The sequence below is a fragment of the Olivibacter domesticus genome, assembly GCF_900109575.1.
GTDB classification, from domain to species: domain Bacteria; phylum Bacteroidota; class Bacteroidia; order Sphingobacteriales; family Sphingobacteriaceae; genus Olivibacter; species Olivibacter domesticus.
This window is the reverse complement of record NZ_FOAF01000004.1, coordinates 152,678-178,299: the sequence shown is the minus strand read 5'-3', so window position 1 is coordinate 178,299 and position 25,622 is coordinate 152,678. Positions and strand designations below refer to the sequence as shown.

General features: G+C 40.3%; 15 protein-coding genes. 14 read left to right on the top strand and 1 reads right to left on the bottom strand.

Translation table 11 applies throughout. The features are described from left to right. Positions 1-9: 9 nt before the first annotated feature. The 4 genes from BMY50_RS17070 to BMY50_RS17055 all read left to right on the top strand — a co-directional run bounded on the left by BMY50_RS17070 (position 10) and on the right by BMY50_RS17055 (position 9,320). On the top strand, positions 10-1,575 hold the full coding sequence (locus BMY50_RS17070; protein ID WP_202907874.1) for a RagB/SusD family nutrient uptake outer membrane protein: 1,566 nt from the start codon (positions 10-12) through the stop codon (positions 1,573-1,575). Between the two features lie 10 nt (positions 1,576-1,585). Next, positions 1,586-3,079: an aryl-sulfate sulfotransferase gene (locus BMY50_RS17065; RefSeq protein ID WP_162276618.1), complete on the top strand. Its 1,494-nt coding sequence runs from the start codon at positions 1,586-1,588 to the stop codon at positions 3,077-3,079. An 8-nt stretch (positions 3,080-3,087) separates the two neighbouring features. Further along, entirely contained in the window at positions 3,088-6,087 is a 3,000-nt protein-coding gene (locus BMY50_RS17060; RefSeq protein ID WP_093326631.1) for a glycoside hydrolase domain-containing protein, read from the top strand. A 125-nt stretch (positions 6,088-6,212) separates the two neighbouring features. Then, positions 6,213-9,320, top strand: coding sequence for a DUF5107 domain-containing protein (locus tag BMY50_RS17055; RefSeq protein WP_162276617.1), 3,108 nt, complete (start codon positions 6,213-6,215; stop codon positions 9,318-9,320). A 56-nt stretch (positions 9,321-9,376) separates the two neighbouring features. On the opposite strand, the gene dcp is transcribed toward BMY50_RS17055, so the two are convergent. Then, a complete protein-coding gene (dcp, locus tag BMY50_RS17050) occupies positions 9,377-11,488 on the bottom strand; it encodes a peptidyl-dipeptidase Dcp (RefSeq protein WP_093326624.1) in 2,112 nt (703 codons plus the stop codon). Positions 11,489-11,975: 487 nt separating this feature from the next. On the opposite strand from dcp, the gene eat reads away from it, so the two are divergent. From eat to BMY50_RS17000, 10 genes are all read left to right on the top strand, one after another. Further along, positions 11,976-13,280, top strand: coding sequence for an ethanolamine permease (gene eat, locus BMY50_RS17045; protein ID WP_093326621.1), 1,305 nt, complete (start codon positions 11,976-11,978; stop codon positions 13,278-13,280). Continuing rightward, positions 13,277-14,641 (top strand): glutamine synthetase family protein, encoded by a 1,365-nt coding sequence (locus tag BMY50_RS17040; protein WP_238383802.1) that lies wholly within the window; start codon positions 13,277-13,279, stop codon positions 14,639-14,641. Before eat ends, BMY50_RS17040 begins: the two co-directional genes overlap by 4 nt. A gap of 220 nt (positions 14,642-14,861) precedes the next feature. Continuing rightward, a complete protein-coding gene (locus BMY50_RS17035; RefSeq protein WP_093326618.1) occupies positions 14,862-15,998 on the top strand; it encodes an iron-containing alcohol dehydrogenase in 1,137 nt (378 codons plus the stop codon). A 262-nt stretch (positions 15,999-16,260) separates the two neighbouring features. Next, positions 16,261-16,956, top strand: coding sequence for a gamma-glutamyl-gamma-aminobutyrate hydrolase family protein (locus BMY50_RS17030; protein ID WP_093326615.1), 696 nt, complete (start codon positions 16,261-16,263; stop codon positions 16,954-16,956). Between the two features lie 115 nt (positions 16,957-17,071). Further along, the gene (locus BMY50_RS17025) at positions 17,072-18,439 is read left to right on the top strand and encodes an aldehyde dehydrogenase family protein (protein WP_093326612.1); all 1,368 of its coding nucleotides are present in this window, start codon (positions 17,072-17,074) and stop codon (positions 18,437-18,439) included. A 190-nt stretch (positions 18,440-18,629) separates the two neighbouring features. Beyond that, complete coding sequence (locus BMY50_RS17020; RefSeq protein ID WP_093326610.1) at positions 18,630-19,364, top strand: (Fe-S)-binding protein; 735 nt, start codon at positions 18,630-18,632, stop codon at positions 19,362-19,364. A 101-nt stretch (positions 19,365-19,465) separates the two neighbouring features. Further along, positions 19,466-20,851, top strand: a complete 1,386-nt coding sequence (locus BMY50_RS17015) for a lactate utilization protein B (protein ID WP_093326609.1) — start codon at positions 19,466-19,468, stop codon at positions 20,849-20,851. A 144-nt stretch (positions 20,852-20,995) separates the two neighbouring features. Beyond that, complete coding sequence (locus BMY50_RS17010; RefSeq protein WP_093326608.1) at positions 20,996-21,616, top strand: LutC/YkgG family protein; 621 nt, start codon at positions 20,996-20,998, stop codon at positions 21,614-21,616. Between the two features lie 157 nt (positions 21,617-21,773). Next, entirely contained in the window at positions 21,774-23,681 is a 1,908-nt protein-coding gene (locus tag BMY50_RS17005; protein WP_093326607.1) for an alpha-L-fucosidase, read from the top strand. Positions 23,682-23,755: 74 nt separating this feature from the next. Further along, on the top strand, positions 23,756-25,588 hold the full coding sequence (locus tag BMY50_RS17000; RefSeq protein ID WP_093326606.1) for a beta-N-acetylhexosaminidase: 1,833 nt from the start codon (positions 23,756-23,758) through the stop codon (positions 25,586-25,588). Positions 25,589-25,622 lie beyond the last annotated feature (34 nt).

Sequence of the window (25,622 nt, the reverse complement as noted above, 5' to 3'; positions counted from 1 at the left end):
ACAATACAAATGACACGGATTAAAACAACTATAAAAGAGCTTACATTAAGCATGTTAGTGTTCATAACGCTCGGAGGGACATTTAGTGCATGCACTAAATTAGAACCGGAATTGTACAGTGATCTAACAACCAAAAATGCCTATTCGACAGAAAGTGATATTGATGCAGCTTTGACGGGTATCTATGCCAGTTTATCACCTTACCCAGGCGATGCCTATCTTTATTACGCTGGTTATTTGGTTATGACAACGGATTACACCACTGATATGGGTTTTTCAACGGCTGCCGGTGATCCCACGAAGCTGAGTAATTTTACCTATGATGATAATAACCGGTATTTTAAATTCAACTGGCAGAATATGTATCAGGTAATCAGTAATGCGAATATGTTAATTGCAAATATTGATAATGTACAGATGGCAGACGATCGAAAAAATCAGATATTGGGTCAAGCAAGATTCTTAAGAGCCTTATCTTATAGTGATCTTGTCGATGCCTGGGGACCAGTACCTTTAATTGTTGAAACAAAAAATCCGGCAGAGAGTTACAATGAACCGCTGGCATCAGTTGAAAGGGTAGACTCATTGATTGCTGAGGATTGTCAATTTGCCATCGCGAACCTGCCTGAAAAATGGGCAGCAGAATTAGGGTTGGGTAGAGCTACTAAAGGGGCTGCGTTAACGCTGTTGGGTAAAATGTATATGCGATCGCATGATTATGTGAACGCTAAAGTTTATATCGATCAAGTACTTGAATTAAGGGCTCGCGGAGTTTACAAGCTTAACCCCGATTTTAAAAATGAATGGTCGGATAACAATAAGGTGGATATGGGGATGATTTTCGGTGTGCTTCATGAACCGGCACTTAATGGTGGGGAAATAACCAATCACTTTGGACCTTCGGATAATCGAGAAGTACCCGATCGATGGCAGTATTATGGCGTATCGCTGCAGTTTTGGAGAAAGTACGCTGATAGCGATCCCAGAAAGCAATTCTTTTATTATAACTATGAAGGGAGAGCTGAAAGAGATGCGTCTACTACACACGGCTTTTATTATATGATGCCCGATGAAGGACAAACAAAGCCACCTGCAGATACCGTCAAATTATTACAGAATGTTGCCACGAAAAAATACTCTTACGAAATGGTTAACAACTCGTATTTAGACGGTCGGACTATTCAGGTCTTTCGTATCGCGGACGTTATTTTATGTAAAGCAGAGATTGAAAATGAGCTAGGGGGCCCAGCGCAGGCCTTGCTCTATTTAAATGAGATCAGAGGAAGAGCGGGCGCTCCTAAATATGGAGAGAGTGCTGATTTTCCAGCACCCGCTTCTAAAGAAGCGATGGTGCAAGCAATTGTTGATGAAAGAGGATTCGAATTGGTTTTTGAGTACAAAAGAAGACCAGATTTAATACGTCTTGGTAAATATGAGGAAATAAGCAATGCCTACTTACAGGCTTGCGGACTGCAACCGGTTGTTACGGAGAAAATGAGACTTTTTCCGTACCCACTAGACGAGGCACGCCTACACCCGGAAATGGCCGCAGCGAATGCACAACGTTTGCCTTAACATGTATTATATGAAAAAGGTCAGGTTTATTGTCATATTAGTTAGTATAGCGGCTATCGGATACATTAGCTACTATTTTTACAGTAGTGCTGTTTCCATTATTAATATAGCCCTTAGCTCACCAGATAACTCGGCAATCAAAGAGGATATTCAGGTTACACTGAATAAATCTGCAAAGCTTTATGTTGAGTATTGGAAAGAGGGGTCCTCTCAACATTTTAAAACACCAGTAGCCAGTGATCGAAAAGAGCATACTATTCATTTATTGCTTTTGGAAGCGGGGTCAACCTATCATTATCAAGTGATTTTGGACCGTGCCTTTGATGTGAAATCAAAAGTGATGACTTTTCAAACGAGGAAACAATCTCCCTGGATGATACACGATTGGATCAAAGAGCATAATCCCCATGATGAAAAAGCGTTGGGGAACGGATTAGTGATGCTTTGTTACAGGGGATACCCTGGTTATATTGCAATGGTTGATGGCAAAGGGGCGATTAGATGGTATTGGCAAGACAGCAAGCTTGGCGTACGGGTAGCATCCATTACACCTAGAGGAACTATCTTGGCTTTATTAGCTCCCGCAAGTAAGGATGAGTTTAATAAACCTCAAACAAGCAGCAAAGTAAAAAGAAACGCCGGATATTACTTGCGAAGTGGAAAAACAGGATTTGTAGGAGGAACAGAATTAGTGGAAATAGATTTAACAGGGAAAGTGTTGTGGAGAATAAACCTCGAAAAGAAAGGGATTATCATGCATCATGATCTCCGCATGGACAAGGCCAACCATATCGTCGGTGTGGTGAGAGATTTTAAATTGTGGGATCTTAATGGGAAAGGCTTGGCACAAGATACCCTCTGGGGTGACGCCGTTATGGTAATGGATACCGAGGGTAAAGTACTAAAAAAATGGTCGGCCTGGGATGTGTGGGATATTGCTAAGGATACGCGAATGGATAGTCTCAAGCACGATCGCTTTCATTTTAATACCATTTCATTCGATACAGATAGTAACTATCTGATCTCCTCACCGATCGAAAACCAAGTATGGAAAGTAAATCCAAAGAACGGTAAGATTGTATGGAAACTTGGAAAAGGAGGAGATTTCAAAATGGATGAGAAAAGTTATTTTTATTTTCAGCATGCTCCTCATATCAATCAAGATGGAGATCTGATGTTATTTGATAATGGTGACTTCTCTCCCAAAGATACCGCCACGGTAAATAAGCGCTCGCGTGCGCTATCTTTTACGCTTGATACTGTTGGCATGATCGCTACTGCGAAAATTAATGCAGCTATTCCTAAGAAGCAGTATACTGCAAGGATGGGGAGTGCCTATTTGTTACCGAACGAAAAAATATTACAAACGAGCTCTAAAACTGGAGGAGTGCTTATCACGGATAAAGACGGGAAAGTGTTTTGGGAGTTGAACGCCTATTTTATTCCCTACAGGGCGGAATACGTGCCCACGACATTATGGAATAAATACATAAGAGCCAATTAATAATAGTCATGTATACTAAAACAAAATTTTTACTAATTATTGCTTGTGTATTAAACCTATTCGCTGCCAATGCACAACATATATATCCACCTCAACAAGCACGTTGGGACGCAGATTCTTTAGGAAATCAACGCGCAGTATTGTTGGTAAATGGAACAGCTAAACTTGTCAAAGCCGTTATTCCCTGGAGAAATCTACGTGTAGCGAATGATCAGCAGATTATTATCGTGGATAGCTCAACAAATCGTAAAATAACGCCATCGTCTTATATTTCAATGGCGCAGGAAGAAGGTGTTATTCTCTTTGATGCAATTTCTGGACCGGGCGTTTATTATGTTTATTATTTGCCCTATCATTTGGGCGGAAGGAGTAAATATTATCCTGATGCAGAATACCTGAAAAGATCTGATATGCCTTTGCTTAATGATGCGCCGAAGAATGCTAATGGGGTGAAAAATGAAGCAAAAATTGTACGTTTCGATGCGGTGGACGATTTCAATAGTAACGATCCGATGGAGGTACTTGCTACGCAGGAAGAGGTGAAAGAATTTTTAAACACACGCGATCAGGCAGCTTATTATGTATTCCCAGAGACTGGTGAATTTCCAATTAAGATGAGCCATCATATTCCTAAAAGGTGGACGGATCCAAAACGAGATAACAGTTTTTTCACTGGAGCGGCCAAACGAGGGGAGTACTGCTCCTTCCAACTAGGCGTGTGGCCAATGAAAACCGATTTAAAAGATGTACGGATTTCCTGCTCTGCATTAAAGAGTGCTACAGGAGAAATTATTGATGAAGGTTCATTTGATTGTCTCAATACAGAAGGTGTAAGCTATACAGGCGATAAAATGAAGATGCAAGTGGCCATACCTAAGAAACAAGTACAGGCCTTCTGGTACGGGATAAAAATCCCTGAGAAAACGAAATCAGGAACATACGATGGTACCCTAACAGTGAAGCCTGCTAATGGCCCGACAAAAGAAATACGCATTCAACTGAAGGTCATTGATTCGCTAGCATTCAATGGGGGGACGAACGAACCCTGGAAAATGACGCGCCTGCCTTGGCTAAATTCGACTTTGGCACAAGAAAATACCGTTATAAAACCCTATACTCCGCTTCAAGTTGAAGGGGATACAGCGGTAACGCTATTAGGTAGAAAAGTGATGCTAGCAGCGAATGGGTTCCCGAAACAGATTCAAACTTTTTTTACGCCTGAAATGACCGGGGTTTCTGATAAAGCGAATAATATATTGTTTGAACCGATACATTTTCACTTCTTGCGACTGGAGGATAAGAAAGACATTAACCTCAAAACGAAGGGTTTTTCTTTTACAAAAAGAGAACCCGGTACGGTGTCATGGAAGAGCATCAGTAGCGCAGACGAGTTGCAAATGGAAGTGAGCGCATCGCTGGAGTTTGACGGCTTTCTAAATTATACGGTTAAAGTTATAGCATTGAAAGACGTTTCACTGCAAGATATTGCAATGCATATCCCTTATAAGCAAGATATGGCTACCTATATAATGGGTTTAGGCTTAAAAGGCGGTTACCGGCCGGATAAGGTTTCTTGGAAATGGGATGTAGCAAAGAAAAATCAAGATGGGGCATGGCTCGGAAATGTAAATGCAGGTATTCAGTTTTCATTACGAGATGAAAAATACTCGCGGCCGCTGAATACCAATTTCTATTTGCAAAAACCATTGCTATTACCGCATTCGTGGGGCAATGAAAATAAGGGTGGTATTGACGTTGGCGTAAAGGGATCTTCTATGTTAGTGAACAGCTATAGCGGAGAACGAAGGATGATAAAAGGCGATACCTTATATTATAATTTTAATTTATTAATTACACCCTTCCATGCGCTAAATACCAATGCACAATGGAACGATCGATATTTTCATGCATATAAGCCAGTTGATACGGTTAAAGAAAGTGGTGCGAATGTGATCAATATTCATCACGGAAACGCGCTAAATCCTTATATTAACTATCCATTTATCGCCACCAAAGAGATGAAGAGCTATATCGACTCTGCCCACCGGCTTGGCCTAAAAGTGAAGATCTATAATACGGTTAGAGAAGTATCTAATAGGCTGTATGAATTATACCCGCTTAGAAGTCTAGGCCATGAGGTATTTTCGAAGGGACCGGGCAAGGGGTATTCTTGGTTACAGGAGCATGTTCATGAGGACTACATCGCGGCATGGTTTGTACCCTATTATAAAGATGCAGCGATTATTAATAGTGGTATGAACCGTTGGCACAACTACTATGTTGAAGGTATGAACTGGCTCGTGGATAATGTGGGTATTGACGGTATTTATTTGGATGATGTCGCCTTTGATCGGGTAACGATGAAACGTATCAAGCGGGTGATGACGAAGGCGGGGCATCCTGGATTGATAGATCTGCATTCGGCTAATCAATACAATGAACGTGATGGATTTAACAATAGTGCAAATCTTTATTTGGAACATTTCCCTTACATCAACCGCTTATGGTTTGGTGAGTATTTCGACTATGAAAATAATCAGCCAGACTTTTTTCTAACGGAGGTAAGTGGTATTCCTTTTGGTTTAATGGGGGAGATGTTGCAAGATGGTGGTAACCCTTGGAGAGGGATGGTTTATGGGATGACGAATAGATTACCCTATCAGAAAAGTGGGCCACAGGGTCTTTGGAAAGTATGGGACGACTTTGGCATAAAGGGCTCAAGCATGATAGGTTATTGGGTGGAGGATAATCCGATAAAAGTGAATCGCAAGGATGTGTTGGCAACAATCTATAAGAAGGAAGGGAGCGTAATGGTTTCCATCGCTTCTTGGGCGAACGAAGATGTAGACGTTGATTTACTAATTGACTGGAAAAAGCTTAGGATCGATCCAGCAAAGGCCAGCATACAAGCGCCTGCTATAGTTGATTTTCAAACTGCTCAGCGTTTTAAACTGAGCCAACCAATTCACGTTGCTAAGAACAAGGGCTGTCTATTAATTATACAGTAAGGGGTTTTGCAGTGGAGGAGGGTATTTCCCCGCTCCATTGCAATTTGACTGATGTGATGATTTACAATTTCCTGATGCACGATGCTGTCAGGTTTCTAAACATGCTGCTAATAAATTATATTCCAATGATGAAGCCTATTTTTATAACTTTAATATGCTTGCCTCTTGCTTTAGGAGCTCAACAGGCCGCAACAATCAAAGAGACAACGAAAACCTATACCACCTATCCGTTCTCTGATCCAGATCCTATACCTTCTACAGCGAAAATCTATCCATATTATAGGTTTGACGGATTTACAGATAAGCCTGTACAAAGGGATTGGAAAGTAGTAGAGTTGGAGAATGATTTTATTAAGGTGCAGATTATGCCCGAGATAGGAGGGAAAATCTGGACGGCCTTTGATAAAAAAGCGCAAAGAGATTTTCTCTATAATAATGGTGTCGTGAAATTTAGGGATATTGCTATGCGAGGGCCATGGACGAGTGGTGGAATTGAGGCAAATTATGGCATTATTGGACATACACCGAACACTTCAACGCCTGTTGACTATCTCACGAAAACAAATGAAGACGGCAGCGTTAGTTGCTTCATTAGTACGCTTGATTTATTAACAAGGACACGATGGGTATTGGAAATAAAACTAGAAAAAGACAAAGCTTTTTTTGCTACGAGATCCTTTTGGAGTAATACGAATCCCGTTGAACAGCCTTATTATACCTGGATGAATTTAGGCGTCCCAGCTGGTGATGACTTGCAGTTTATTTACCCTGGTAATCACTATATTGGCCACGATGGCGATAGTCATGCTTGGCCTTTAGATAGTAATGGTCGTGACCTTTCTTTTTACGCACAAAACAATTTTGAAGGTTCCAAATCTTATCATGTGTTGGGCACTCATAGCAATTATTTTAGCGCTTATTGGAAAGATCATGATTATGGAATGGTACGTTATGCGGATAGAGAGGACAAATTAGGTAAAAAGATTTTTCTTTGGGCACAGTCGGGCGAAGGAAAAATATGGGAAACGTTGCTGACCGATAAAAGTGGACAATATGTGGAGATTCAAAGTGGACGACTTTTTAATCAAAATGTTTTTGAGAGTAATTTTACACCCTTTAAGCAGTTAGGTTTTGCTCCCTACCAAAGTGATACATGGACAGAATATTGGTATCCTTATAAAAATATAGGGAAACCAGTAGGGGCAAACTTGCTGGGAACTTTTGCCATCACGCAGCAAGCTAATAAGGTGCAGATAAAACTGAACCCTAACTGTTCAATAAATGACAGTTTGTTTCTTTATAATGACGAGAACGAAATCATTGCTGCTAAATATGTCAAGCTTGCCGTCGGACAAATGTTTCGTGAAGAAGTGGTATTACCGTCTAACGAAATAGCAACGAAATTGAAATTGCAAGGAACAGTTTTAAATTTTAGTGGTGTAGAAAGTAATAAAGCTTTACATAGGCCCTTAGATGCGCCCACCAATGTAGATACTGCTACCGCTTATGGGTTATATTTGCAAGGGAGAGACCTGATGCGTTTTAGGAATTATTCTGATGCGAAACCTAAAATAAGGCAATCTTTAAGCAAGGAAGCTTATTTTGTGCCATCGCTCGTGGAGATGGCCAAGCTACAGTGGTTTCATATGGCATATGATTCGGTCTTTTTTTATATGCAAAGGGCATTAAGTGTGGATACCTATCACGCTGAAGCCAATTACTATTATGGGCTTGCTTCGACGAAACTTGGAAAAACATATGATGCCCTCGATGGTTTTGAAGTGGCTTCACTTGATCCCGGAATGCAGGCTGCCGCGTACACGGCTTTAAGTAAATGTTATGTGCGTAAAGGCGATATTATCAAGTCTCTTGATTATGCCGGGAGAGCCTTGAAAAATAATCAAGTGAATATAGAAGCCTTACAATTACAATACCTCAATGCTCGCCTCCTTAATTTAAAAGAACTTAAGAGTTCGGTAGAAAAAGACATTTTAAGAATAGATCCGCTAAATCATTTTGTACGTTTCGAGCAATATTTAGAGAAAAGGGACAGTCATACAAAGGAGCTTTTTGTCTCCTTGATTCGCAATGAAATGCCTGTACAAACTTTTCTTGAACTGGCAATTTGGTATGCAAATCTTCAGCAGCATCGAACAGCCGTAGCGGTATTGGACTTAGCACCTAAAAATGCAGAAGTAATATACTGGCTTGCTTGGCTTAATAAAGATCGAGATGAAGAGAAGCAGAAATGGTTGGAATTGGCACAAAAAGCGGATATGCAGCAGATTTTTCCATTTAGGGAAGAAAGCGCCGAAGTGCTGAATTGGGCTCTTCAGGAAGATACCTCATGGCGACCATCTTACCTGTTAGCGTTAATCCAATCTTTTAGAAATAATAAGACCCAGGCATTCCAGTTATTGAGCAAAGTAACGAAAGCGGTAGACTTTGCGCCATTTTACATATTGAGGGCTCGACTGACCGAAGAGCAATACAGAGATAGGCAGCTGAAAGATCTAGAACAGGCTGTTAAAATAGACAATAAGGAATGGAGGTATGGACAATTGCTGGCAAGATCCTTAAGCAATAAAAAGATGTACGAGCAGGCGCTGGAGGAGCTGAAGCCTTATTATGAGGCAAATCCAGCTAATTATATTATTGGAATGGATTACGTTCGAATATTGATATTAAACCATGACTATCTGGAGGCAGATAATGTGCTAAAACACATACATATTTTACCCTTTGAGGGAGCAACGGCCGGTCATAAATACTATGAAGAAGTCAAGCTAATGCTAGCCATCCAAGCTTTAGACGATAAGAAATATACCCTAGCACGCTCAAAACTTGTAGAGGCAAAAGCTTGGCCTATAAATTTAGGTGTTGGTGAGCCATATGAAGAGATGAAAGACCAAAGAGTTATTGATTGGATAGACGCGGAGCTAAATAGGAAAATGGGAAATAAACAAGAATATCAAAAACTATTGCTAAAGATAGCAGAAAGTAACATAAATCCTACTGCTGCTGCAACACTGCTTCAGGTTGCTGCTTATAAGAAATTAGGTAGAAATGATGAGGCAAATTTGTTGGGAAAGAGATGGTTTGAAAGTCAAAAGGACCCGATAGTAAAAACCAAAATTGCGCCAATGTTGGAGAGGCTACAGCATGATGCGGAGGTCGATGTAAAACAGATTATTAGTTTAACGGCTCGTAAAGAAGATGAGCGCTTGTTTTAGAAAAGAATAGAAAATAATTCCCGAGCATTGATTATTCGCTCGGGAATTTATTGTTTTTATTTTAAACCTCTGTTTTTTAGCATTGGTTGAATATCTGGATCATGCCCTCTGAAGGTCTTGAATAACTTAGCATATTCTTCTGTATTCCCTTTAGAAAGAATCATATCACGGAAACGCTGACCGTTTTTGCGTGTCAACCCGCCATTCTCTTCGAACCATGAAAAAGCATCATGGTCCAACATTTCCGTCCAAGAGTACGCATAGTAGCCTGCGGCATAGCCATTGCCCCATATATGGAGAAAATAGCTGGAACGATATCTAGGTGGAACCTGCGGCAGATTAAGTTTCTTGTCAACTAATGCTTGGTTTTCAAATGAATCTACTGCACTTCCAGTTATTTCATTACCAGGCTTTCTCGTATGCCAAGACATATCTACGCTTGCAGATGCGAGCTGCTCCGTAAGCGCATAACCTTGATTAAAGGTTCCTGCTTTTTTTATTTTTTCTACTAACTCCTGCGGCATCGATTCACCTGTTTGATAGTGCTTAGCATAGTGACTAAACACTTGTGATTCCAATGCCCAATGTTCATTAAACTGTGAAGGGAATTCTACAAAATCGCGTGCTACACTGGTTCCGGAAAGGCTAGGATATTGCTGGTTGGCAAAAAGACCATGTAGTGCATGTCCAAACTCGTGAAACATGGTGGTTACGTCATCAAAACTGATAAGAGCAGCTTGACCGGCAGCGGGTTTGGTGAAATTACATACGTTATAAATAACGGGCTTCGTACCTAATAATTTAGATTGATCTACTAAATTACTCATCCATGCACCGCCCGACTTATTGTCTCTTTTAAAATAATCTCCATAAAAGAGGCCTATACTTGTTCCATTTTCTTCAAAAACTTCAAATACGCGTACATCTGGTTGATATACCGGTATATCATGTCTTTCTTTAAAAGTGATACCGTAAAGCAATTTAGCAGCATAAAACACACCATCTTCCAATACTTTATTGAGCTCAAAATAGGGTTTAATCTGTTGCTCATCTAGATCAAATTTTGCTTTCCTAACCTTTTCAGCATAATAATCCCAATCCCACGCTGCTAATTGAAACCCGCCCTTATCCTTGTCTATTACTCCCTGTATATCCAAGGCTTCTTTTTTTGCTTTAGCCGTTGCCGCAGGCACTAGGTCGGATAGAAATTTTTCTACAATCGCTGGATTTTTGGCCATTTGGTTTTGTAGTTTCCAAGCTGCATAGTTGTCAAAACCAATGAGGTTCGCTTTTTTCGCTCTTATTTCGGCGATCCGTGCTAAGGCACTTCTGGTATCATTTTTATCACCCTTTTCTGCTCGATTCCAAGATTTATCGAATAACTCTTTGCGAGTTTCTCGCTTCTTCAATGATTGAAGAGCAGGTTGTTGTGTGGTATTTTGTAAGGAAAGCGTCCAGCTGTTATTCTTGTGTGCAGCGGCTAAATCTCCGTCGTTAAGCCCCTCCAATGATGTTTGATCGTCAACACTTAAGGCCGCTGCTTTGGTAGCAGCGAGGAGCTGATTGGTGAATTTTGCACTTAAAGTGGCCTCTTCTTCATTTAGCTTTTTCAAACTACTCTTGTCATTTTCTGATAATTTGGCCCCATTTAGTACAAACTTTTGGTAATAATAGTCGACCAACCGATCCGACTCTGCATCTAATTTAAGCTGACTTTTATCTGTATAAATTTTTTCGATACGTTTAAACAGCTTATCGTTGAAAGTGATAGCATCCTCGTGGGCAGCAAGCTTAGGTGCTATTTCTGCTTCTATTTGCTGAAGGGTATCATTTGTGTTCGCACCTGTAAGCAAGTTGAATACATTGTTTACACGGGTTAACAACGCGCCGCTTTTCTCCATAGCGGTCAGCGTGTTTTCGAAAGTTGCTTCCTCTTTGTTCGTTGCTATTTTTTCAATCTCCTCCAGATGATCTTTCATACCTTGGTCAAATGCAGCACGGAAATCAGTGATTTTGATTTTGGAAAAATCAGGAGCTTGATAGGGAAGGTCACTTTCTTTGTAAAAGGGATTTTGTGCCGACCATTTGTTGTCGGTTTGATTTTTACTTGAATTGCAACTTGTAGCTACAATAAAGCATAAGAGTATTCCTAAAAAAAATTTGGTCATAAAAAGTGTTTAAGCCTTAATATTTCTGATATAGACAATAAGGTGCCGAGTCTCTAAAAAGCGAATGTATAAAATATTAGACTATTTATAAGAATGTTATGAAAAAGTGACTATGAACCGTCCATGTTTATCCGCCAACTGGCGGATTCATCACACAGGGGAATGTAAATTTATTCACGGATTTTAAATATTCTTTGTGTTCATGAGCCCTTCGGGGTTTAAACAGGGTAAGCTCCATCTGACCGATGGATTAAAAACCGCTTTGCGGTTCATGAGTGCCTTAAAAAGTAAAAGATGAACGAACTAATTATTTACGGATGAAATAAGTAAGAATTATATATTAACTTTTTTATCTCGGTACATATAGCAATATTTTCTATTATATTTAACAATCATTCCACGCGAAGAACAACTGACTTGAGCAAAAGAGTGGCAAAACCAATAAAAACTGTGGGGGAACAGTTTAAACATTAAACCGAATGAATGGATGAGTACTACAACGTTAAAAAAGACCCTTACCCCATTTGCTTTATGGGCTTTAGGGGTTGGCTATGTTATCTCTGGGATGTATTTTGGATGGAACCTGGGTTTGGAAAAGGGCGGGACATTGGGCATGGCAATAGCAACTTTTGTGGTAATGCTCATGTACATCACTTTTACCTTCAGTTATACAGAGCTAGCTTGTGCTATTCCGAAAGCCGGCGGTGTATTTGACTATGCAGGGAGGGTACTAGGAAAGGATCTTGCTTTTATTTCGGGGATTGCACAAACCGTTGAATTTGTGTTTGCTCCTCCAGCCATTGCCTTTGCAATCGGAGCCTATTTTAATGCATTCTTTCCAGAAGCGCCAATTATTCAAACGGCGATTATCGCCTATATACTATTTACCGGATTAAATATTATTGGGATAAAAGCCGCTGCAACATTTGAAATAATCATTACGGTGCTAGCTGTGGGGGAGCTATTACTGTTTGTCGGAATTGCGACCCCTCACTTTACTGCAAAAAATCTAGTGCATAATGCATTTCCAAATGGTTGGTCAGGAGCGTTCGCTTCTATTCCCTTTGCTATATGGTTTTTTCTAGGAATAGAAGGGATTGCCAATGTAGCAGAGGAAACTAAAAACCCGCAAAGAGATATTAAGAAAGGATTCGGATGGGCCATTTTTACCCTGGCAATGCTTTGTATATTGGTCTTTGCCTCATCGGTTGGTGTCGCAGGATGGGAGGCGATTGTTTTTCGTAATGGTGCAAGCGGTGAAACGTCCGATTCGCCTCTTCCTTTAGCATTGGCGCAGATCACAGGCGATAATCATATTTTGTATCACCTGCTTATAACGGTCGGTTTATTTGGTTTGGTTGCTTCTTTTCATGGACTGATATTGGCGGCAGGACGATCGACTTACGAAATGGGGAAAGCGCAAAATATGCCGGTTTTTTTGGGAGGTATCTCAAAAAGGTTTCAAACGCCTGCCTATGCTCTCGTGGGTAATATGACAGTAGGGATATTGGCATTACTTTCAGGAAAAACAGGTGAAATCATCACCTTATCAGTTTTTGGAGCCTTAACGCTGTATGTGATTGCAATGGTGGCCTTAATAAGACTGAGAAAAAAAGAACCCGACTTACATAGACCTTTCCGTGTACCCTCCTACCCCTTATTTCCGATCATCGTGCTAACAGTAGGTATCATTTCCTTGGTATCGATGTTTATATATAATTGGGAGGTTGGGGCGATTTACTTGATGATTATTTTAGTTTCTTATGGTTTATTTAAAGTGATTAAAAGATGAAAATAACAGTAGAGCAAGTTAAAGAATATATAGCGCAACATCCTGCTGGCAGAGTAAAATTAGCAGCTTCTGACATTGATGGTGTATTACGTGGGAAATATATTTCTGTTGATAAATTCAATGCTGTATTAAAAGGTGAATTGGGTTTTTGCGATGTCGTATTTGGATGGGATGCGCATGATTTAGCTTACGATAATGTGAAATTTACCGGCTGGCATTCAGGTTATCCGGATATGCCGCTACAACTAGATCTTTCCACTTTTCGTAAAATACCCTGGGAAAATGATGTCCCCTTTTTTTTGGGAGATTTTTTAGATATTAAGGGTGAAGGTGCCTATGTTTGTCCACGACAGCTATTAAAGAAGGTTATTAATGAATGCACTCTCTTAGGTTATACACCTTACTTTTCACAAGAATTTGAATGGTTTAACTTTGAAGAAACGCCTGATACATTAGCGCAGAAAGATTACAAAGATCCAAAACCTTTAACTCCCGGTATGTTTGGTTATTCCATATTAAGAAGCTCCTTAAAGAATGCATTCTTTAGTGATTTATTTGAGTTATTAGCTAAATTTGAGATACCGCTCGAAGGTTTACACACTGAAACGGGACCAGGAGTTTACGAGGCAGCTATTGTTTATGCAGAGGCGTTAGAAGCCGCTGATAGGGCTATATTATTCAAGACTGCGGTAAAGGAAATCGCTTATAAACATGGTATAGTCGCCTCATTTATGGCCAAGTGGCGAGCCGACTTACCGGGTTGCAGCGGACATGTACACCAAAGTCTATGGGATAAAAATTCAGAGACAAATTTATTTTTTGAAGGTCATGCTCCAACTAAAATGAGCGAAATTATGCGGCAATATGTAGCCGGACAATTATATTGTCTACCTCATATATTACCGATGTTTGCGCCGACCGTAAATAGTTACAAGCGACTGGTAGAAGGAGCTTGGGCACCCACTACGTTAACATGGGGTATGGATAATAGAACGGTAGCCTTGAGAGTCTTATCAGCGGGAAAGAAGTCATCCCGGATAGAAACCAGGGTTGTAGGTTCGGATACAAATCCTTACTTGGCTATTGCCGCTTGTCTGGCAGCAGGTCTGTATGGAATCAAAAACAAACTCGCATTAGATCAGCCAGCTACAGTAGGTAATGGTTATCGGGATTACTCAAATGGAACTTTGCCGGTAAATTTGTATGAAGCAACTAAGCAAATGAGGCAGTCGGACATCGCGAAAGAGCTTTTTGGTGATAATTTCGTCGACCATTTTTGCTCCAGCCGCGAATGGGAATGGCAACAATTTTCGAAAGCTGTAACCGACTGGGAACTGAAACGATATTTTGAGATAATATAGTTAAGAGGCTTTAAGTAATAAGTTGTAAGTACTAAGTTTTAGGAAGCGAAAAGCAAAGAGTTTAAAGCTGAAAGGTATAAGGCAAAGGGCGGAACGTATAGGGTGAGAGGTGCTCGCAACGTCGCTACTAAATATGAATAACTAACAACTAAATAACGTAGAAGGTTGGATATAGAAGGTAAGGGTACTCACAACGGGCAACTAATAACTAACAACAAAAATGATTCATCAATTTAATATTCCAACCACCATTCGTTTTGGTTGTGGTGCGGTAAAAGAATTACCAGCTTATCTAAAGAGCAACGGTTTGAGCAAACCGTTAATTGTAACCGATTCGATAATTGTGCAGTTACCTTTTTTTCAAGATATTGTAAACGATCTTACATCAAAAGGGGTACAAGTCGAAATTTTTTCCGATACACATAAAAATCCGGTAAAATCGGATGTTTATAAGGGCACAGATGTTTGGGATCAAACGACGCGGGATTGTATTATTGGAATAGGTGGCGGAGCGGCTTTGGATATTACACGAGCAATCGCTTTACGTATCAATCATCGTGAAGATCTATTTAAATATGATGATTTAATAGGAGGAGATGTTTATGTGACAAATGAGGTGCCTCCTTTTATCACGGTTCCAACTACTTCTGGAACGGGTAGTGAAGTAGGTAGAAGTGCTATCATTGCGGACGACGAAACACATCAAAAACGCATTCTTTTTTCACCAAAACTAATGGCCAAAGTGGTGTTTGCAGACCCTCTATTAACAATGGATTTACCTCCTCACATAACTGCCGCTACTGGGATGGATGCTTTAACGCACAATATGGAGGCTTTTTTAGCAAAGAATCTAAATCCTATTTGCGACGGGATTGCCCTAGAAGGGATACGGTTAATTGGACAGTCGCTCGAAAAAGCAGTGCTCATGCCTGATGAAGGTGTACGAAGTAATATGTTGGTTGCCTCTATGATGGGTGCGATCGCATTTCAAAAAGGATTAGGAGTTGTACATTCACTTGCTCACCCATTGTCCTCCCTGCTTGATACGCATCATGGCTTAGCAAATGCGGTGAATATTCCCTATGGTATGGCCTTTAATTTAAAAGATAACGAAGACAAGTTTAGGCGTATAGCCCGCGCGCTGGAACTTCGAGAAGAGAACGGTGATGCGGTTGTGCAATACTTATTTCAGCTGAATGAGCGTATCGGGATTCCAAGAAACCTGCGGCATATAGGCGTGCGGAGCGAACACATCAATACATTGGTTGATTTGGCAATAGCCGATTTTGCACATCCCAATAACCCGAAACCGGTAACTAGGGCAGACTTTAAGAGGCTATATGAGGAAGCGTTATAATTAGTTAAAATGGTTGAATCGTTGAGTAGCTAAATAGTTGAGTTTTGAATCGTTGAGTTTAAATCCGGTTTAGGCTATGATCAGTAATTTAGACTATTTCATTTGATTCGCATAACAAACTCACAGCTAATAACTATATAAGGATGAGACCCCTCGGCTTTGCTCGGGGTGACGGGTTAGGAATGGTTGTGCTATTTCGATACCTATCAATAACGAATAACCAATAACGAATAACTAACAACCAACAACGACAAAAGAAGGTATGCAGAAGAAAATAAAGATCGGAATGACTGATGGAAGGATGTACCAATTATATGCCAATTGGATAAAGGGAACTGATGAAAATATAGAAGTTATCCGCATAGGATATGGCCTTGATAATTTTGAAGAAGTAAAAAAATGTGAGGCGATGGTTTTTACAGGGGGAGAGGATGTGCATCCCAGATATTATAATCAACTAGATTATCTATCTTATTGTATGCCGGTTGATTTTGATGAGCGACGGGATGACTTCGAACTAGCGCTTATGCAACATGTACAAACCGAACAACTACCCCTTCTAGGGATATGCAGAGGCCTACAGCTAGTAAACGTTTTCTTTGGCGGAACCTTAATTCCAGATCTACCCTCATGGGGCAAATTTAACCATGCAAAATTACCGAATGGAAACTTAAGCGAGCATATTGTATATGTGAATCAACAATCTCAATTGTTTGATGTTGTTGATTGCACAGAGGGAATGATTAATAGTTTGCATCATCAGAGTGCGGATAAGATAGGAAAAGGTTTAGTCTCATCGGCTGTCTCCCGGGATGGCGTTGTGGAAGCATTGGAAAGAAAGAATCCAGCTGAAGCACCCTTCCTATGCTTGGTTCAATGGCATCCCGAAAGGATGGAAGATATGAACAGTCCTTTTGTGAAGAACATAAGAGAGGCTTTTTTGGAAACAATATGGTAATTAGCTGATTAGCCAATTACCGAATTAGCTAATTAATTCTACGAATCTCACAACTCGTAACTCACAACCAATAACGTTTTGCTACTTTTGTCTTACATCTTGATACTTAACAACAATGAAAGTAATAAATCCAGCAACAGAAGAAATAATTGCCACAATAGTAGACGATCATGTTGACAGCTTGGAAGAAAAATATCAACAGTTAAAAAGCGGCCAAGTACTATGGGCAAAAAAAACACTGGAAGAACGAACGAAGATTCTAATACGTTTTAAAGAGTTATTAAAAGAAAATATTAGTTTTTTAGCTGACATTTTAACAACAGAAACCGGTAAACCCTTGCAACAGGCTAAAAATGAAATCAATGGTGCTATTGCACGCATAACTTGGTTAACAACTAATGCGGAGAAATACCTGTCGGATGAAGTTATGCGAGTAGAAGGTTCTTTAAAAGAAATAATCAGCTATGAACCCTTAGGAGTCGTTGCTAATATCTCTGCTTGGAATTACCCTTATCTTGTTGGGGTAAATGTGTTTGTTCCAGCCTTATTAGCCGGCAACGCGGTATTCTATAAACCGTCTGAGTTTGCTACAAATACGGGCATGCAGATTAATCGTTTACTAAAAGAGGCCGGCGTTCCAGAAAATACCTTTAAAATAGCTGTCGGGTCGGGAGAGGTAGGAAAGTACTTGCTATCAATGGATCTTAATGGTTATTTTTTTACCGGTTCATATGTTACAGGAAAATACATATACCAACAAGTAGCACCTAGGATGGTTCCCTGCCAACTGGAGCTGGGTGGTAAAGATGCTCTTTATATTACAGAAGATATCGCCAATATAAAGGCTGTTGCGGAAGCCACTGCTGATGGAGCATTTTATAATAATGGACAAAGTTGTTGTGCTGTAGAGCGGATATATGTACATGAGCAGGTATATGATGCCTATTTAGAAGCCTTTGTTAATCAAGTTAAAACTTGGAAAATTGGAAATCCCACCGAAGAGGGAACTTACTTCGGACCGATTACCCGTGGATCACATATACGAGTATTACAAGAACAAATACAAGATGCGCTGGAAAAAGGAGCAACACTTCTTCTTGGTGGAAAAGCGATGGAGAGGCCAGGTTTTTATTTTGAACCTACCATCTTAACGGAGGTGACACATGAAATGACGCTTATGCGTGAAGAAAGTTTCGGTCCTATAATTGGGATTATGCGCGTGAAAAATGATCAAGAAGCGCTGAAGTTGATGCAGGACACCGCTTATGGCCTGACAGCTGGAGTCTATTCCGACAAGCAAGAGCGGGCAGTTGCGATTCTTAAAGAATTAAATGTAGGGTCTGGATATTGGAACTGCTGCGATCGGGTAAGTGCTGCGTTACCATGGAGTGGAAGACAGCATTCTGGTGTCGGAGCTACTCTGTCTCATCAAGGAATAAGGGCCTTCACCAAACCTAAGGGTTGGCATCTGGTTGAAAGGTAAGGGCGGACTGCCCATGACAGTTGATCATTATAAATAAATTACCTTAGTAGACGATTTAATAGAGGGCGCATAACAAGAACTTAGTAAAGATAGCTTAATAAATAGTAAAAATTGTAAAACGAAGCTATGCCTAAAGTTCTTTACTTTGTGCTTCTATACCTTATTTTAAACTAAACATAAACAAATACACATGGAGGTTGCATTATTTGTACCATGCTATGTAGACCAATTTTACCCTGGGGCGGCGCGTGCTACATTGGAACTTTTAGAGAAACTAGGCGTAACGGTTCGTTATCCTGAAGGGCAAACATGTTGCGGGCAACCAATGGCAAATTCGGGCTACGAACATCTTGCAGGTGGGTGCAATGAAAATTTTGTTGAGCGTTTTAGCGGTTATGATTATATTATCTCACCGTCAGGAAGTTGTGTGTTGCATTTGAAAGAGCATTTGCATTCAGAGAAACACCCTGTGCAGGGCGAAGAAATAAGACACCGTATTTTTGAGCTCACCGAATTTTTAACCGACATATTAAAGGTGGAAGAATTGGACGCTCGTTTTCCGCATAAAGTAGGCGTTCATCAAAGTTGTCATGGACAGCGAGGCTTAAAGCTCTCTCAAATGAGTGAGTTAACGGCTCCTGCTTTTTCGAAACCAGGAAAATTATTACATCTGGTGAAGGATATCGAATTGGTGGAACTTGATCGTATAGATGAATGCTGTGGTTTTGGAGGAACTTTTTGCGTTGCAGAGGAGGCCGTATCTGTAAAAATGGGAAAAGATCGTGTGGCGGATCACCTCAGACATGGAGCAGAATATATTACGGGAGCAGATATGTCTTGTTTAATGCATATGGAAGGGATTCTTCGTAGGAATAAAAGCAACACGAAAGTAATACATATTGCGGAGATATTGAATAGCCATTAATTGTAAAGAGTTACCAGTTGTTAGTCGCCGGTCACTCGGTATGGGGCTCCTGCTACCAATTTTCTCACAACTCGCAACACACAACGCAAAACTAAAAAGCAATGCAAGCAAACGAAAAAAAACATCATACGTTAGCCGACCACTTTAATGCTGATGAAGCACGTGTGGATTGGCATGATAAAACCCTTTGGTTTGTTAGAACGAAAAGAGACCGTTTGACACATGATCTTTTGGAATGGGAAGAATTGAGAGACACCGCATCTCAAATAAAAAGTCATGTACTTTCTAATTTGTCACAATATCTAGAGGAATTTGAGCAAAAGGCTTCAGCCAATGGTGTTGTAGTACATTGGGCTGCTGATGCCGAAGAGCATAACAACATTGTGTTCAATCTATTGAAAAAACAAGGTATTGACCGTATGGTGAAAAGTAAATCCATGTTAACGGAAGAATGCCATTTGAATGATTATTTAGCAAAACAGGGAATAGAAGTGATCGATTCCGATTTAGGCGAACGGATTGTCCAGTTAGCTAAAGAGATGCCCAGTCATATTGTTCTTCCCTGTATCCATAAAAAGAAAGAAGAAATTGGTGATCTTTTCCATGAACATTTAGGAACGGAAGCAGGCGTGTCAGATCCTCAAATTTTAACTGAAACGGCGCGTCAACATCTTCGCGATGTGTTCATCACAAGAAAGGCTGCATTAACAGGTGTTAATTTCGCGATTGCCGAAACAGGAGAGATGGTGATCTGTACCAATGAGGGGAATGCAGACATGGGAGCCCATCTTTCGAATATTCATATTGCAAGTATGGGCATAGAAAAGATTATTCCTAAAAGAGCACATTTGGGTGTTTTCTTGCGTTTGCTTACTAGAAGTGCTACCGGACAGCCCATTACTACTTATTCAAGTCATTTTAAAAAACCTCGTAAAGGACAAGAAATGCACGTGATATTAGTTGATAATGGTAGAAGTAGACAGCTGGGAAGAACGAATTTTCGTAATTCATTAAAATGTATCCGTTGCGGTGCCTGCATGAACACTTGTCCGGTTTATAGAAGAAGTGGCGGACATAGTTATCACAATGCAGTGAGTGGGCCTATAGGGTCTATATTGGCACCAAATTTGGATATGAAAGAATTTTCAGATTTGCCTTTTGCTTCTACTCTTTGTGGTTCATGCAGTAATGTGTGCCCTGTAAAAATCGATATACATGATCAATTGTATAAATGGCGACAAGAATTGGTGAAAGCGGGGTATACCGACAAGAAGAAAACGGTGGCCATGAAACTGATGGCGGCTACTTTGTCTTCCCCAACAAAGTTCAAATTGGCTGGCAAACTAGGTAGGCTCACGTTGAAATATGCACCTTTTACTGTTAATAATGGGTTAAACCCTTGGTATAAAGGGCGCGAAATGCCTGCTCCTCCAAAGGAATCGTTTAGTGAATGGTATGCTAATAGGGGGAAGGATAAAAAGATTTAAGAATAGTGATGAATGATGAGCAATGAACGATGAATTTAAGTGCAAAGTATAAGCAGATGAGTGATGAATATCTTTATCACGCAGAACGTGTTACGACTTATGTCTTGCTACTTGATACTTATGTCTTGCTACTAAAAAAATAATATGAATAGCAGAGAAAAAATACTTCAAGCTGTTAAGTTAGCACAACCTGAGGTTCTTCCCTTGCCTACGGCGCTTGAAACTCCTACGGTATATAGTGATCCTGTTGTTAAGTTTACAGAGGTAGCCCAAGCTGTTGGGAGTAGTGTGATAGAAGTCAATAGCTTGGAAGCGATTGAAGATCATCTAAAGGAAGTATATCTGCCTGAACTGCAGAAGAAATGGCAAGCAAGTGGCAAGTTAAGGGTGGTTTCCACTTCTGTTGGCTTTGAAAATTTCGCTGAGCAGATTGATTCTTCAGACATCGATCCACATACTTTCCAAGATGTAGAGGTGGCCATCATGAAAGCCGATTTGGGAGTAGCCGAAAATAGTGCTCTTTGGGTGCCAGAAACAATAATACGTGTACTTCCTTTTATCTGTCAACATCTAATTCTTCTGGTAGATAAGAAAACGATTGTAAGCAACATGCACCAGGCTTATGAGCGTATGGGCTTGGGACAAGATGATTATGGGGCCTTTATTGCAGGACCTTCTAAGACTGCTGATATTGAGCAGTCTCTGGTATTGGGCGCTCACGGTCCCCGTAGTTTATGGATTTATTTGATTGGTGACGTTGAATAGTTAATTAGTTAAATTGTTGATTAGTTAAGTGCTCGCAACTCATAACGGGCAACTCGTAACTAAAACAAATAACCAATAACGATATGGCTAATATAGCTGAACATTAGGCTAATAATCCTGAATGATTAAATTTGATGTAAGTTTATGTTTGTAGACTATGTATGTCAAAAAAAATCTTCTCTTTGGATTTGCTGCTTGTTTATTGGCAGGTAGCACTATCGCGCAGGACTTCGATGATGCTCCAAAACCTTATGGTGCGTTGCCGAGTAAACATCAACTGGCTTGGCATGAAACAGAAATGTATTGTCTTATCCATTTTACACCTACTACATTTCAAGATAAGGAGTGGGGCTATGGTGATGCTGATCCGGCCATCTTTAATCCCACAAAATTTGATGCAAGTCAGATTGTAGAAGCGGCTAAAGCCGGCGGTTTTAAAGGAATAATTTCTGTGGCGAAGCATCATGATGGCTTTGCGCTTTGGCCCACAAAAACAGCTGCATATAATATCAGTGAGAGTCCTTGGCGAAATGGTAAAGGCGACATGGTGAAAGAATTTCAGCAGGCAGCAAATAAAGCAGGCTTAAAATTTGGTGTATACTGTTCGCCTTGGGACAGGAATAATCCAGCCTATGGAACACCAGCTTATGTGGAAATATATCGTAATCAACTAAAAGAACTTTACAGTAACTACGGTAATCTTTTTATGAGTTGGCACGATGGTGCAAATGGCGGCGATGGATATTATGGAGGGAAGAAAGAAAAGAGGAAAGTGGATCAGTCTACCTATTATGACTGGAAAAATACATGGGCTATTACACGATCCATGCAACCAAAGGCCAATATCTTCAGTGATATTGGTTTAGATGTGCGCTGGGTCGGGAATGAAAAAGGTATTGCACCAGAAACCAGCTGGTCTACGATTACGCTAGTAGGTAAAGAGGGTAAACCTCCTATGCCCGGTTATATGGATGATGCTAATCTTGGCAGTGGAACAAGAAACGGAGAACAGTGGATACCTACCGAATGTGATGTGCCTTTGAGACCAGGATGGTTTTATCATGCATCCCAAGATGATCAAGTGAAAACACCAGCCATGTTGTTTGATTTATATTGTAAAAGTGTAGGAAGGGGTGGAGCATTTGATCTAGGCTTGTCGCCTAACACAGATGGTTTACTTCACCCAAATGATGTACAGGCACTTAAAGCGTTTGGTACACTGTTGCAGAATGTGTTTGGGGAAAATCTGATAAAGGGTGCTACCTTCCAGCCATCTAATGTTCGTAAAAGTAATAATAAAAAATACGGAGTAGTGAACTTAGTCGATGCCGACCGTTATAGTTATTGGGCTACAGATGATGCTGTTCATCAGGCAGAACTATTGATTGATCTTCCTGCTGCCCGTGAGTTCAATATTATTCGTTTGCGTGAAAATATAAAATTGGGACAGCGCATTGATAGTGTTTTAATAGATGAATGGAAAGATGGCGAGTGGGTAAATATTGCAAAAGCAACTAGTATTGGTGCTAACCGGATTATTCGTATGGATAATTTTGTGGAAACGTCCAAGCTACGCATAAAAGTCTTCGCACCTGTTAGTATCGCCTTAAGTGATGTAGGCCTTTTCGCGGAGCCTAAAGCATTGCGAAATGCAGGGACAAATGAACGACAAGGAATAGCAAAAACCACATGGTCCGTTGAAAGTGCAGATGCAAAAAAAGCAATAGATGGAGATAAAAAAACATTTTGGCTAGCTACAGAAGATAATTCCATCATAATCGACTTAGGCTCGGTTCAGCATTTTTCAGCTTTAGGTTATCTCCCAAGACAGGACGGGAAACATGATGGTATTGTTGAGAAATATGAATATTTTGTGAGTGGTGACGGAAAAGAATGGAATAAAATCGCAGAGGGCGAATTTTCAAACATAAAAGCTAACCCAATTCTACAATATATACCATTAAAAGCAGAAGCAAGTGCGAAATTTATTAAACTTATAGCTAAACAGTCTATAGGAAATGAAAACCGTCAATTAAGTATTGCTGAGTTTGAAGTCTACGAATAAATCGAATCGGCAGATAGGACTCATTTCGCGCAACTGGCAACTCGTAAATAAACGTAACCAACAACAAATAAATAATGTATAAACAGATAATCGTTATGCTGCTTGCCGTTTTGTGCGTAAGTGGCGCGAGCGCACAGGATAAGGTGCATGCGCTGATTCCAAAGCCTCAATCAATTCAAGTGGGCACGGGTTTTTTTAAGTTGGACAATCAAACCACATTAGTAGCAAAAGATGATGCCGCTAGGAAAAACTTGGAGCTATTTAATGATTTTTTATGGAATCGCTATCAATTAAGGTTACCTATTGGTACCGAGGCCAGAGGCAAATATATTTTAATTGAAAATGGAGGCGGTGATACCACAAGTGAAGCTTATAGCCTATCCGTTTCTGAAAAAAATATCACAGTAAAAGGCGGGAAAAGTGGCAGCTTCTATGCGTTACAATCTGTACTGCAACTCATCCAACAAAACGATGGCGGGTTCTTGATCCCTGTAGTTAACATCGCAGATAAGCCTGAATTTGGATATAGAGGTGTAATGGTTGATGTTGGTCGCCATTTCTTCTCCTTAGCTGAGATGAAAAAGATAGTGGACTTAATGGCGTATTTTAAGTTTAATAAGTTGCACTGGCATTTAACTGAAGATCAGGGCTGGCGCTTGGAGATTAAAAAATATCCAAAGCTAACTCAAATTTCTGCTTGGAGAGATTCGAGCATTATCGGGCAGTATGGTGACTTTAAGCCATTTGTGTATGATGGACAAAAGCATGGAGGATATTATACGCAAGAGGAGGCGCGCGAATTAGTGAAATATGCAGGTGACCGTAAAATCTCTGTTATTCCTGAAATTGAGTTGCCAGGCCATAGTACGGCGGTATTGGCAGCATATCCCGAACTTGGTGTAAAAGATACGACCTATCAAGTGCCTGGATATTGGGGCGTACATCCAAGTATCTTTGCACCCAAGGAGGAAACATTCAAATTCTTGGAAGATGTGTTAACCGAGGTGATGGATATTTTTCCGAGCGAATATATTCATATCGGTGGAGACGAAGCGCCAAAAGAGCATTGGGAAGAATCTGAGTTAGCACAAAAGCTGATTAAGAAGAATAAGCTGAAAGATGAACATGGCTTACAGAGCTATTTTATAACAAGAATTGAAAAATTTCTAAACGAACATGGTAGACGTATAATCGGATGGGATGAAATTTTAGAGGGAGGGCTAGCACCAAATGCCACCGTCATGAGCTGGCGTGGAGAAGAAGGAGGTATTGCTGCTGCTAAGATGGGACATGATGTAATCATGACACCAAATAGCCATTTATATATTGATCATTATCAATCGAAAGATATTGCCAATGAGCCAACGGCTATTGGAGGTTTTCTTCCGCTTGATCGTGTGTATAGCTACCATCCCCGCCCCGAGTCTTTAACGGCCGATGAACAGAAGCACGTGTTGGGTGTACAGGCAAATATGTGGACAGAGTATGTTGGAACAAACAATAAACTGGAATATATGCTTTTTCCACGAATTTTAGCACTGGCAGAAATTGCATGGACAGATAAGGATAAACAAAATTATGATGAATTTGCGACAGAACGCTTGCCTACAAGGTTGCAGGAACTTGAACAATTAAACGTCTTTTACCGCATTCCGGAAGCAAAAATAAGTTTTGGAACAAATCCTTCCAATGGTAGAAAGACGGTAGAAATAATACCGTTCATCGCGAATAGCACGATTTATTATACCGTAGATAACCATAAAGCAGATCAAACAAGTAATTTATATGCCGGACCAATCGACCTGCCTTGGGCCGGAAAGAGGGAGAAACCTATTGTATTAAATTATATTATTGTAACGCCGGGTGGGCGTGTAAGTAATATGTTTAGCGTTCCCTATACAGAATAAGAATAGAATTTTGTGGTTTAATAAATTGAAAGAA